The organism is Candidatus Zixiibacteriota bacterium, assembly GCA_014728145.1.
Lineage (GTDB): Bacteria > Zixibacteria > MSB-5A5 > JAABVY01 > JAABVY01 > WJMC01.
The window spans coordinates 1-11,930 of sequence record WJMC01000213.1; the positions used below are offsets into that span (position 1 = coordinate 1).

Sequence of the window (11,930 nt, forward strand, 5' to 3'; positions counted from 1 at the left end):
GGATCCAGAGTACATATACCCCGGCCCGCCAGCGGATTTGAACGCTTCTGATCGTTAGTCGTATATGTAGTGTAGTATCATTTTTTATTATTATAGTGAGATACAGGAACTTATTGAATTAGGGCACACGTTCCCATTGGTCGCCCGCAATGACAGAATCATGTAAGAAAATCGTCAGGTGACAATTCAGACACGAAGACTGAATCATCACCTGACGGCACATATGATTAACCTTCCTGACGATTCTCTAATTTCGGAGAGTTTTAGCTACTGTAAGTGAATCAGTACTTGACCGCTTTATGGCTGGAGCTGAAGGATTCGACGAAATCGCTGAGCGCATTAGCCATCTCACGGGCCGAGTGATAACGGCTGAGCGGGTCCTTTTCGAGCGCATTGGCAACCACATGATCCAGGAGCGGCGGTACTTTATCATCGATCTGTGAGGGTGGAGGTGGCTGATGATTCAGTATTTTTACTATCAAGCTGGAGATGTTTTCTCCGGTAAACGGTTTCTCGCCGGTTAACATCTCATACATCATTACGCCCAGCGAGAAGATATCCGAAGACTTGGTGACATCTTTACCGTTTAGCTGTTCGGGCGAAATGTAATTCGGCGTGCCCATTGCGATTCCGGTTTGGGTCATATTCGATGATTCCAGGTGAGCGATGCCGAAATCCATGACCTTGATATAGAAATTCTCCAGCACCATGATATTGGCAGGCTTGATATCGCGATGGACCACATGGCGTTCATGGGCATATTCAAGCGCGCCACAGATCTGCATAATCACTTTGGCGGCAATCTTGAAATTGAAACTGGTTTTGCGTTCAATGATTTCCTCAAGCGTGCGGCCCTCGAGATACTCCATGGCGATGTACTGGATATTCTTATCCTGGCCGACATCGTAGATGGTCACGATATTCGGATGAGAGAAGTTGCCGGCCGCCTTGGCTTCCAGCATGAATCTCTGGCGCAGTTCATCGATCTCATCCGGGTTGGCCAGTTTATCGAAACGGATCGTCTTGAGAGCGACCGGGCGACCGATAGCAGGATCCATGCCCTTGTAAACAGTGCCCATAGCACCCTGTCCGAGCACATCGATAATTTTATAGCGTCCGAATTCCTTGGGTCGACCGGCTTCATCGAAAGAAATCTTGATCTCGCTACTGGAATCATTGGATAGGTCAGGGGCGTTTGGTTCGGGTTCCTCGAGATTCAGTGGCTGAGACTCAAACGAAAGTTCATCGGAAGATTCATCGGAAGCAGAAACCAATGGTTGATCGGCATCGATAACCGAATGATCATCATCGGACAGTTCGACAGTATCGACGAATTGTTCATCCAGGTTACCACTTTCCACCCGTTCGGTTTTGGGTGGGGGTTCATTGCTTTTAGCCTTTGTGTTTTCAACCGGCTGACTGCCTGTGATCGGACGGGATTGATTGGCACGTTTCTTAAATGGTTCATCGCCGGATTTTTTCTCTGGATGTTTGCTGGCGGAGGAAATCATCTCGTCGATCTGGCCAGCTTCCCGGCTGACATCGTAATTTTTCAGGCGCAACGGTTTGGGTTTTTTCTCCTTACTCTTCATCAACGGCGCTACGGCCATGAAGAGGGCTATTTCCAGCATAGCATAAAATGATTTCGAAATTATATCGAATGTCGAAAACAGCAGGAAGTTGATATTGATAATCACGAATAGAGAAACCATCAGGATGACGAATCGATACATCAAGGTTACGCGTGGAATAATGAAAGCGCAGAACAGGCCGATGCCCAGGATCAACAGGATTTCGAGAGTAGCAGAGGAACTGAGCGAATGGATCACATTGCCCTTGATGATATTCTGCACCACTGTCGCCAGTTTCTGGCCGGAGGTATATTCTTTAGAGACCGGTGTCCGGAGCTTATCATATTGACCTGTGACTGCCAGGTCAACTATGACCAGTTTGCCGGCCAGTTTATCGACCGGAATCTGCCCTTCCCACAGATCACGAATCGAATAGTTGGGAAAAACGTCTGATTCACCGAGATAGTTGATTCGCAGTCTTCCACTGTGATCGACAGGAATCTCCTTGTCTCCAATAACTATCGAGCGAGAAGGATTATAAATGATGTTTTCTGGACGATCCCGCAGATAATAGGCCGCGAGTACGAGTTCGCTGGAAGGGTAGATGTTGTTTTCATACTTGACCACAAGCGGTTGCCTGCGCACGAGATTATCCTGGTCGAAATAGTTTACTTTCGCGCCAAGATAAGCCGCCGAGGCGAAAAACATTTTTTCCGGCATTTCGATTCTGCCAGCCAGGATCACCTGGTCACTGCTGATCACGTTTTTAGTACGCAGGGCGACATCACTCAGTTGTTTGGGTGCACTGTTACTGCGGGGAGTGCGCCGGGCCGGCATGACGTCGTAGGGTAAAATGATATTGCCGGACTGCATGATGTTTTCAGCCAAAAGCCGGGAATTTCCGGAAATATAGTCCTCGACCTGGTTTTCGAGCTGGAAATTGAGATATACCGCCAGGGGCTGGTAATACTCGAGCGCTTCGATCATCTGCGCCAGGGTATGGTTTGACCAGGGCCAGTTGCCGAGGTAATCGACCGATTTGTCGTCTATGTTCAAAAGGACGATATCTTCACCGGCAGCCTGGTCACCGCGGAACGAGAACATGGCGTCCTGAATACTGTTTTCCACATTTTCGAATACCGGCATCTGTTCCAGAGACAGCGCGGTGATCAGAAGCGTGATCAGCAGATACAGGACCAGTCCCGGGTGTTTGCGGACAAACGATTTTTCCGGATTGGTCTTTATGAATTCCTTTATCGATGCTGGCAGTTTCATGATCTATTTTCCGGAACTCAGGCGGTCGACCAGGTAACCAGGCATATTGGCCTCCCTCATCTTGGCCTGAGCAGAAGCCAGGTCATATTCAACTCGCCTGTAGCTGATTTCATCTGTTTCACTGTCGTAAACCATGTAGCAGGCCCTGGGGTCACCATCACGCGGTTGACCGACCGAGCCCACATTTATAATATATCGGCAATCAGGGTCTAAAACCATAGTCTCTTCGCGTCTTTGTACAGCACGTTTATCCCCATGTTTTTCAACGATTACCGGCCTGTGGGAGTGGCCGATCAGGCAGACCTGAGTGTTGAAGCTGCCGAAATTTTCTTCGGCATCTCCCAGAGTTAAAATATAGCCCCAGCTCTGTGGATCACGCGGAAGCGCATGGACCATAAAGAATTTGTCAAATTCGGCTGTTACATCGAAACTCTTTAGAATATTGAAGTTTTCTTCGGCGATCACTTTGCGTGTGTGATAAAACGACTTCTGGGCGTATTGGTTGAAATATTCAGGTGAGAGAATCCCGATCACAGCGGCATCGTGATTGCCCAGAATCCTGATTTCGCAAATCTCTTCGATTTTTTCCACCACCAGGTTGGGATCAGCACCGTAACCGACAGCATCGCCCAGAAAAAAAAGCTTGTTCAGTCCCTGGCCTTCGAAATCTTTGAGGCAGGCGGACAGGGCTTCCCAGTTTGCGTGAACATCAGAAAAAAATCCGATTTTCATCAAACAGCCTCGATAAATTTGAAGAACTGCTTTCCGATCTGGACCAGATCATTGTTTTTTAGATCATAGCGTTCGACCGCTTCTCCGTTGACCTTGACATGGCCCTGGCGTGCCAGGTTGACCAAAGTGTGGGTCATTCCACTGCGCTCGATTTTCGCGGCCATCTTGGGAGCGAAAAATCCGCCAATCTTGATCTGACACAGTTCGGTCTTGCCGATCATGTTGACATCCTGGTCGAGCGGGTATTCGTTTTTTTCACCCTTGTTATCCACCCCCACCAGTACGGAACATCCCAGGCGGGAAGTTACCTCGCGCTGAGAGCGGTCGTTGGCCAGCCGATCCTGTTGTGCCTTGGTCTGGAGGATCATGGTTCCATCCATGTCGGACAGTTTTTCCTGGGAGAGTTTAGCAACGTTAAAAACCAGGTCGTATTTGCCGATCGAAATCCTGTCCTGGTCGCGCAGGTTTTCCTCGGTAATCTTGCGATCATTGACGAAAGTTCCGTTCAGGCTGTCATTGTCGATAATCAGGGCGCTTCCGTTGTCGATCTCAATTAAGGCATGTTTGCGAGAAACGCCGCGATTGTCAAGAACAATGTCATTATCCGAAGTTCTTCCAATCGAAATGCGGGGCTTTTCGGTGACAACCTTCTCTATTACCCGATCATCATACTTAACGATAATCTCTGGCATACAAGCTCCTTTAATACCAAGTAGTGCTTTGTCTTACAGGCAGATTGGGCTTGCCTGCAGGAGATCGTACAATTATATTGTCGGTATGTGCGCCAAAATGTTAAGTCTAAAGGGCAAAGTTGTTTCGGCACCGCTGGCAAATATTTCGGGCTCGGCTTATCGCACTATCGCTCGAAGGTACGGTGCGGCAATGGTTTATTCAGAGATGATCTCCGTCGACGGGCTCGTCCGTGCAAATCGGAAGACGTTGGCTATGTTGAAGATGAGGCAAATGGAGAGGCCCTTGGCAGTTCAGCTTTTTGGACACAAACCTAAACTGATGGCTGAAGCGGCCAAAATCGTCGCTGATTGCGGAGCGGATATGATCGATATCAATCTCGGTTGTCCTGCTAAAAAAGTGGTCAAAAATGATTCCGGAGCGGCCCTGGTTAAAAACCTGAAGCTGGCTGAGGATGTCATCTCCGCGGTCGTGCAAGCGACCGATCTTCCGGTTTCGGTCAAGTTTCGCCTGGGCTGGGATCATGACAATCATAACTTCCTGGAAGTCGGCAAGATAGCTGAATCTTCCGGAGCCGTTTGCGTGACGCTTCATCCACGCACCCGTTCCGATGGCTTCAAAGGCCACTCCGACTGGTCGAAAATCGCCGAGTTGAAGCAATCAATCGATATTTCGGTAATCGGAAGTGGAGATATCAGTACTCCCACAGATGCTTCCCGGATGATCGAGCAAACCGGGTGTGACCTGGTTATGATCGGCCGGGCGGCGATGGGCGCGCCCTGGATATTCAAGCGGGTAAATCAATATCTCGAACAGGGGTACGATCCGGGTGAGCCTGAGCTTCCGGATAGAATTGATATTATGCTTGAATTTGCACGTTTGATGATCGAGGATTTCGGGGAACGTTCAGCCTGCCTGAAAATGCGTAAACATCTGGCCTGGTTCACCCGGGGATGGAAACATGCTTCCAGTTATCGACCCCTCATGTTCGCTGTTGAAACTTATGATGATATTGTTAACCTTTTCGAGCGCTATCTCGAAAACATCGACAAGGTGGCCTGATGGACGGCAGTTCTCTCAAGGATCTTCTTAAAAAATTCAAACAGGGTGACCTCAGTGAAACCGAATTAATCCGCAGGCTCAAGGTTCAGCCCTATGAAAACCTGCAGTTCGCCCGTCTGGACTATCATCGCCGTCTCCGCACCGGTCTGCCGGAGGTGATCTTTTGCGAGGGTAAATCGGCTGAACAGGTGATCGGTATCGTAGATCGGATGGTGGCCGATGATCAGCCGGTTCTGGCTACACGCCTGAACCCCGAGGTGTCAGACCAGCTAAAGAGCAAATATCCGCAGGGAAGAGAAAACCTCGAGGCCCGTACTTTCGTTATAAAGAAAAAAACTAAAATCAATACTGATGACGTTCCTGAGGTCTGCGTGATCACCGCCGGAACTTCCGATATTCCGGTCGCCGAGGAATCCCGGGAGACTCTCGAGTTTCTGGGTGTGATCACCGCACCGATTTACGATGTCGGTGTGGCCGGGCTTCATCGCTTCCTGGGCGAAGAAGAAAAATTGCAGGAGGCTATGGTGCTGATAGTTGTTGCCGGTATGGAAGGTGCGCTGGCCTCGGTGGTGGGTGGATTTTCCGGCAAGCCGATCGTGGCCGTGCCGACTTCGGTCGGTTATGGCACTTCCTTTTCTGGCCTGAGCCCGCTATTGTCGATGCTCAATGCGTGTTCTTCAGGAATCATGGTGACCAATATTGACAACGGTTTCGGGGCGGCCTGTGCCGCCTTCAGGATTGTGAGGATGGCCAAGGAGAAATATGAAAACCCTGATATTTGATCCATTTGCCGGGTGTGCAGGGGATATGGTGCTCGGTGCGCTGGTTTCAGCCGGTGTCCAATTTGACGATCTCAAAAAAGAACTCAGCAAACTGCCGTTGAAGAATTATGAGCTCGTAATGGAGCAAACCGAGCGCCATCATATCGCCTGCGTTAAAGTCGATGTGAAGATCGGTCATGAGCACGCCCATCGACATCTCAAAGATATCCATGAAATAATCGACGGGGCAAAGATCAGCCCGCAAGCGGCCAATAACGCCAAAAGAATCTTCGCCCGTCTGGCGCAAGCTGAAGCCAGAGTTCACAACAGCACGCCGGAAAAGATTCATTTCCACGAGGTAGGCGCGGTCGATGCCATCGTGGATATAGTCGGGAGCTGTATCGCTCTCGAACTTATGGGTGCTGATGAAGTCCTCTCACGGCCGATTTCTCTCGGGAGCGGATTCGTCGAGGCCGCCCATGGTAAGATACCACTCCCCTCACCCGCGACCTCCGAGCTGGTGCGCGGATTCCCAGTCGTTTTTCGCGATGTCTCCAATGAGTTGACTACCCCGACCGGCGCGGCTATAATCACAACCCTGGCAAAACCGCTCAATCAGCTCGAACAATTTGAGATCGAGGCTGTCGGTTATGGTGCCGGAAGCCGTGACTTTCCCGAGTTGGCTAATATGCTCAGGCTGTTTGTGGCGCAAAAAAAAACTGATCTCCAGTCCGACCGAATCCTGCGGATCGAGACTAATATCGATGACATGAACCCGGAGATTTATTCTTTTCTGGTGGAAGGTTTGTTCGAACTGGGGGCGCGCGATGTTTTCACAATCCCCGTCCAGATGAAAAAAAACCGTCCGGGCACGCTTTTGACCGTGATTGCTGATCCGGAAGGCAAAGACAAGCTGTCGGAATTCATCTTCGCTAACTCGACCACTTCGGGGATACGCTTCGATCTTATGGAGCGAGTAAAGCTCAAGCGTGAGATAATTGAATTCGAGACTTCCTACGGCAGACTGGATTGCAAGGTTTACCAGTATGATAGACGGCGCAGGTTTTATCCCGAGTATGATGAGGTTAAAAGGTTGGCAATCGAGCACAAAATGAGTATAATAGACCTTTACAAGGATCTGGAAATCGAAATCAATCAGATAAAGGAGTAGAGATGGCTGAAGGAATTTGGATCTTCGCGCAACAGAAAGCGGGTGAACTTTCAGGAGTTACCTACGAGCTTTTAGCCGCCGCTCAAAAGCTGTCGGAAGCCAAAAAATCTGAGATAACCGCAGTGTTGTTCGGTTCCGGTATGGATGATGTCGCCTCTGATCTTTTCAAGTATGGCGCGGACAAGGTGGTCTATTACGATCATCCCGAACTTATGCAGTTTCATGATGATGCTTATTCCAATCTTCTGGCCGACCTGGTCAAAAAGAATCCGCCCGAGGTTCTCCTGGGAGCGGCCACTTTCTACGGTAAAGCGCTGTTCGCCCGCCTGGCTTCTCAACTCGAAGTCGGCCTGGCAGCTGATTGCAACGGTCTGGCGATAAAAGAGGATGGTTCCCTGGTCGCAACCAAACCTGCTTATGGTGGCAATGTCTGGCTGACAGTTGTCTTCGACGACAGTCGTCCGCAGATTGCTACTATTCGTCCCAAGGTGATGCCCGAAGCTGATAAAGATGATTCCCGCTCGGGAAGCCCGGAAAAGCCGGATGTACCGACCGATTTAGTGGCCAGCAAGGCCAAGATCAAAGAAAATGTTGGAGCCGGCGGGGGCGGAATCAACCTGACTGAAGCTGACGTTATCGTCTCGGGTGGCCGAGGCCTGAAAGCGCCCGAACACTTCAAGCTGATCCAGGAGCTCGCCGATGCTGTCGGAGGTGCTGTGGGAGCTTCACGAGCGGTGGTCGATGCCGACTGGATCGAGTACTCTCACCAGGTCGGACAGACCGGTAAGACGGTCAACCCGAAACTATATATCGCCTGCGGGATCTCGGGCGCGATCCAGCACCTGGTAGGTATGCAGTCCTCCGGTACGATAGTGGCGATTAACCGCGATAAAGACGCGCCTATCTTCAAGGTCGCCAACTACGGTATCGTAGGTGACCTGTTTGAAGTCGTTCCGGCTATGACCGAGAAATTCAAAAAAGAGCTCAAGTAATAGTTTAAATTGAACATAAGTCGAGCCGGCAGGTTAATAGTAACAGAGTTATGAAATTTATACTTAAAGTCATTGTTTATTCTGTTCTGATAAACCTGGCCGGCTTTGCTGTTCTTTTCGCGCAGGCCGAGAAACGGGAAAGCCTGGATATCTCCGCTTCATTTGGTAATGAGGTCTTCTCAGGGTTTACTCAGTATGAGCTGGATATCCCGGTATTCTCCGAGGACGGTACTGTCCAGCTCGGTACCGGCCATTCCCGCCTCAAATTCCCCTATTCGAGTTACATGACCGGCGGATATGTCAATTTGGAGTATTACGGATTCCAGTTGAATGTCGGTTTCTGGGGGCAGTATCGTTCCCAGGTCGAGAAGTATTTCGAGGATTTCGACTGGCTCACCAGCGCCGACGAGGACCAGCGCCTGGCCTACGGCCGGGCGGAGCCGGATCCGGAACTCGACTACTGGGAGATTGAGTTCAGCTACAATTTCAGGCTGGCATCGTTAAATTTGAGACCGATTTTCGCCTACCAGAGGCTCAATGCCGAATTTTATGCTAAAAACCTTGAGCAGACCTGGTATGTAGATTTAAATGACGGCACTATATACGATCCTCCCCGGCAGAGCGCAGTGCCCGGAAACGTTTTGTACTACGAACAAAACCTGGATTTGCCGTATCTTGCTTTCGGAATCGGCTATGAGGCCTTCAAAGATCGCCTCAATCTCGAGCTTGTTTTGGGGGGCACATTTCTCGCCAGTGTCGAGGATTATGACGATCATATAATCCGCAGCGATTCCCTCGAGGCCTGGAACAGCGGTGACGGAGGCACAGGTGTGCTGGGCGGTCTGAATATCGACCTGAATGTGTTTGAGGCTTTCTGGGCCGGAATTGATTTATCCTACCAGGATTACACTATCGATACAGACGGGCTCCAGCGCTATCGCGACGATGACAACCAGGTCGTTTTGGCCAATACCGATACCGAAGTTCGCGGAGTCATCCGTGCTGTCAGGGTGACGATATCATATTTCTTCTAATACAATTTCTGCCAGAAAAAAGCCGGTCAAACTTGACCGGCTTTTTTGCTTATATGGTCTATCTTTCACAGGGTGGTGGACCGTATGTGAATATGTAATTGATCATATAGGTGGCATCGGATACATCCACGGTGGCATCACAATTGTTGTCGCCGTTCATTAAAAAAGGCATCGGTTCCGGGCCTTCGCGGAAGACGTAGTTCATCAACCAGACCACATCGGAGATATTCAAAGTACCGTCGTCATTGGTGTCGCCGGCGATATAATCCCCGAAACAGGTTACCCGCGCGCGTGTCATACTCCTGCCGATATGGCTGGAATAATCTACACAGAATGCTGAAACGTAATAGGAACCATCGTCTATTCCACTCAGATCCCAGCTGAATGTCAGGCCGTCGCCCGGATTGAAGTCGGATCCGAGGAAAGTTTTACTGGCCGGATCATTTTTGGGATAGAGTCCCAGTGCCAGGTCGACCACCCGGTAAGAACCGTTGTAATAAACCTGCGGATAGGGTTCGAACAAGAACTCAGCGGTCACAGTCGAGCCGGTTTTAGTATCGTACAGTGCGGCCGAATGCGAACCGTCGGAATTAGTGTCGGCGACGAATTCCTCGACACCGAGCCAGATACCGTAGGGCTCACCAATAGCCAGCATCACACAGCCCTGGCGGTAGCCGATGATCTTGTCGATAGTTTGGGCATCCAGGTCAGTGATCATGTCAAAGACAAAAGCGGATCCCTTGCGGTCGAAATACTCTTTTATCGAGTAAATGAAGTTATCATCCTGGGCTCCCAGATTGGCGCGAAGTTTCATAGAGTCGGCAAGTTCCTCCACGATCTGGCGGTCAGTCAGGATTGAACCACCGTCATAGATAAGGTCGGTGTACCCGCGTTCAGCGAATTTACGGACCATCGCGGCCACTACCGTGGGGGCGTTATAGAAATCGCCGAATTCGCCTGAACTGTAATAATTGCCATCCAGCGTATCACCGTCGGTGTCACCGTAGCGTGACTGCATCAATGCTGGAAAGTCGAATACAACTGTTTCGGGTGCGGAGCGGTACTCGAACTGAACGTAATTGACATCCTCATCGCTAACATCGACCTGGAGCATGACATTGTCGCAGACCTGCCCGTTCCAGACGGGCGTGCTGAAGGTCGGTTCGATCGGGGTGTTGTCGAGATAGATATCCATGGTATCAGCGAACTGATCACCGCCTGTAAGGTGCAGGTTAGCGGCAATTTTATACCATCCCTCCGGCAGGGTGCTGATATCCCAGACCGCCGAGTAACCGTCCTGGTAGGAGGTGGTCGCTACCGAGTTACGCAATGAGACCGAGTGATTGTTGTCTGTACCGATAGTCATCCAGCCGGTTGAAGGACCATAGTAGTCAAATTGCGTGTGTGAATAGTCGAGTGTGTCAGTAATCTCTGCCAGGCGTATATAAACCTGGTCGGATTGTGTGGTGCTGTCCTCTGGCCAGATCAGGTCGAGTTCTGCCTGGGAAGGCGATGATCCGCCTCCGGTTGTACCAATTGAATATAAGGCCAGGTTGCCGGGAAAAGTATAGTACGGGTTGTCGACCAGGTCGACATAGCCCTCCCCCCAGTTATTCCAGTTTACGCACATATATGGATCGTTGTCGACGATCAGCTCAGGATTCATCGAGGTAACGTCTGTGGCAAAATAGAATCCGCAGAAGTATGGCCCGTTGACGGTAACAGGTTCATTGAACGGTACCCATATCAGGTACAGGCCGGGATCGACTATTTCATAACCGAGCTCATCGGATATCCCCAGGATATTGCCCGGGAATGGGCAGTTCTCGGTGGACTGGACTGAATCGAGAGACTCGACATCGACCGATACCCAGAGCGTTCCGGCGGCATTGATATTGAGCTCCATCGCCACGGCCTCGACAGCGAACGGGTAAGTACAGCCCGGGTCGACCACTTCCGGCACCTGGTAGGTCTTGAAAATTTCATCGCCGACCAGCCAGGAGCTGACCGCCCAGTAGGAATCACCGGCCATACGGATGGAGCAGGTGACCTCGGAACCATCGCGAAGCTGTTGCTCGTAGTCATAATCGAACGGATACAGCATCTGCGGAATGCCGTTAATCTGCCGGGTCGATCCTGCGGACTTGATATCCTCGGCGATCAGGTCGGCGGACATGAATAACAGGGCAAACAATACAAAAATGAAGCTGATTTGTCTGAACATAGGCAGTCCTTTGTTGGATATTATTTTAATAATAATATCGTAAGAATGGGGGGATTGCTTTAGAAAGAGGAGATCTGCAACAGATGAGTTCAGATCATATAAATCAGGCGAAAAGCTGCTGGATCAGCTCGCGACGGATGCGGTTGAATTCCGAGGCGGGAGGTAAAATCTGCCGGTAAATCTGCATTGCCTGCCTGGCTTGCCGGATTTCGGCAAAGACCTGTTTCAGTTTGGGTTCAGCTTTGAGCATACTTTTGAACTCTCGCTCTTCTGCAGGCGACATCTCACCGTCTAACAGACGGTATGCCGCCTGAACAAAATCGGGAAAGGCTTTGGGCATAGCGACCTTCCTTAATTATCTGTAATCTTTTAAGGCCTCGCGGAGCTTAAGACGGGCCATGTGCAGGTTCGACCTGAC

At 50.3% G+C, this 11,930-nt stretch carries 10 protein-coding genes; 5 read left to right on the forward strand and 5 right to left on the reverse strand.

Going from position 1 to position 11,930, the window contains the following annotated elements; translation table 11 throughout:
* Window positions 1–281 precede the first annotated feature (281 nt).
* Genes GF404_12055 through GF404_12065 form a run of 3 tightly spaced genes read right to left on the reverse strand, consistent with a single transcriptional unit; the run spans window position 282 to window position 4,270 of the window.
* Complete coding sequence (locus GF404_12055) at window positions 282–2,846, reverse strand: protein kinase (protein MBD3382915.1); 2,565 nt, start codon at window positions 2,844–2,846, stop codon at window positions 282–284.
* A gap of 3 nt (window positions 2,847–2,849) precedes the next feature.
* Window positions 2,850–3,578, reverse strand: a complete 729-nt coding sequence (locus tag GF404_12060) for a metallophosphoesterase (GenBank protein ID MBD3382916.1) — start codon at window positions 3,576–3,578, stop codon at window positions 2,850–2,852.
* The gene (locus GF404_12065; GenBank protein MBD3382917.1) at window positions 3,578–4,270 is read right to left on the reverse strand and encodes an FHA domain-containing protein; all 693 of its coding nucleotides are present in this window, start codon (window positions 4,268–4,270) and stop codon (window positions 3,578–3,580) included. Before GF404_12065 ends, GF404_12060 begins: the two co-directional genes overlap by 1 nt.
* Here GF404_12065 and dusB point away from each other — a divergent pair.
* From dusB to GF404_12090, 5 genes are read left to right on the forward strand one after another with little or no spacing between them, the layout of a single operon-like run.
* Window positions 4,173–5,330, forward strand: coding sequence for a tRNA dihydrouridine synthase DusB (gene dusB, locus GF404_12070; protein MBD3382918.1), 1,158 nt, complete (start codon window positions 4,173–4,175; stop codon window positions 5,328–5,330). The genes GF404_12065 and dusB overlap by 98 nt on opposite strands.
* Entirely contained in the window at window positions 5,330–6,112 is a 783-nt protein-coding gene (gene larB, locus GF404_12075) for a nickel pincer cofactor biosynthesis protein LarB (GenBank protein ID MBD3382919.1), read from the forward strand. The genes dusB and larB overlap by 1 nt, the downstream gene beginning before the upstream one ends.
* Window positions 6,093–7,262 (forward strand): nickel pincer cofactor biosynthesis protein LarC, encoded by a 1,170-nt coding sequence (gene larC / locus GF404_12080; GenBank protein MBD3382920.1) that lies wholly within the window; start codon window positions 6,093–6,095, stop codon window positions 7,260–7,262. The genes larB and larC overlap by 20 nt, the downstream gene beginning before the upstream one ends.
* Window positions 7,263–7,264: 2 nt before the next feature.
* A complete protein-coding gene (locus GF404_12085; protein ID MBD3382921.1) occupies window positions 7,265–8,254 on the forward strand; it encodes an electron transfer flavoprotein subunit alpha in 990 nt (329 codons plus the stop codon).
* A gap of 50 nt (window positions 8,255–8,304) precedes the next feature.
* On the forward strand, window positions 8,305–9,288 hold the full coding sequence (locus GF404_12090) for a hypothetical protein (protein MBD3382922.1): 984 nt from the start codon (window positions 8,305–8,307) through the stop codon (window positions 9,286–9,288).
* 58 nt (window positions 9,289–9,346) lie between these two features.
* On the opposite strand, the gene GF404_12095 is transcribed toward GF404_12090, so the two are convergent.
* Complete coding sequence (locus GF404_12095) at window positions 9,347–11,512, reverse strand: hypothetical protein (protein ID MBD3382923.1); 2,166 nt, start codon at window positions 11,510–11,512, stop codon at window positions 9,347–9,349.
* A 103-nt stretch (window positions 11,513–11,615) separates the two neighbouring features.
* A complete protein-coding gene (locus GF404_12100; GenBank protein ID MBD3382924.1) occupies window positions 11,616–11,852 on the reverse strand; it encodes a hypothetical protein in 237 nt (78 codons plus the stop codon).
* Between the last annotated feature and the right edge of the window lie 78 nt (window positions 11,853–11,930).

What these genes read in the sequence shown, in the direction of transcription:
- GF404_12055 (MBD3382915.1), bottom strand. Translation starts at nt 2,846, where the DNA reads ATGAAACTGCCAGCATCGATAAAGGAATTCATAAAGACCAATCCGGAA.
- GF404_12060 (MBD3382916.1), bottom strand. Translation starts at nt 3,578, where the DNA reads ATGAAAATCGGATTTTTTTCTGATGTTCACGCAAACTGGGAAGCCCTG.
- dusB (MBD3382918.1), top strand. Translation starts at nt 4,173, where the DNA reads ATGTCATTATCCGAAGTTCTTCCAATCGAAATGCGGGGCTTTTCGGTG.
- GF404_12065 (MBD3382917.1), bottom strand. Translation starts at nt 4,270, where the DNA reads ATGCCAGAGATTATCGTTAAGTATGATGATCGGGTAATAGAGAAGGTT.
- larB (MBD3382919.1), top strand. Translation starts at nt 5,330, where the DNA reads ATGGACGGCAGTTCTCTCAAGGATCTTCTTAAAAAATTCAAACAGGGT.
- larC (MBD3382920.1), top strand. Translation starts at nt 6,093, where the DNA reads ATGAAAACCCTGATATTTGATCCATTTGCCGGGTGTGCAGGGGATATG.
- GF404_12085 (MBD3382921.1), top strand. Translation starts at nt 7,265, where the DNA reads ATGGCTGAAGGAATTTGGATCTTCGCGCAACAGAAAGCGGGTGAACTT.
- GF404_12090 (MBD3382922.1), top strand. Translation starts at nt 8,305, where the DNA reads ATGAAATTTATACTTAAAGTCATTGTTTATTCTGTTCTGATAAACCTG.
- GF404_12095 (MBD3382923.1), bottom strand. Translation starts at nt 11,512, where the DNA reads ATGTTCAGACAAATCAGCTTCATTTTTGTATTGTTTGCCCTGTTATTC.
- GF404_12100 (MBD3382924.1), bottom strand. Translation starts at nt 11,852, where the DNA reads ATGCCCAAAGCCTTTCCCGATTTTGTTCAGGCGGCATACCGTCTGTTA.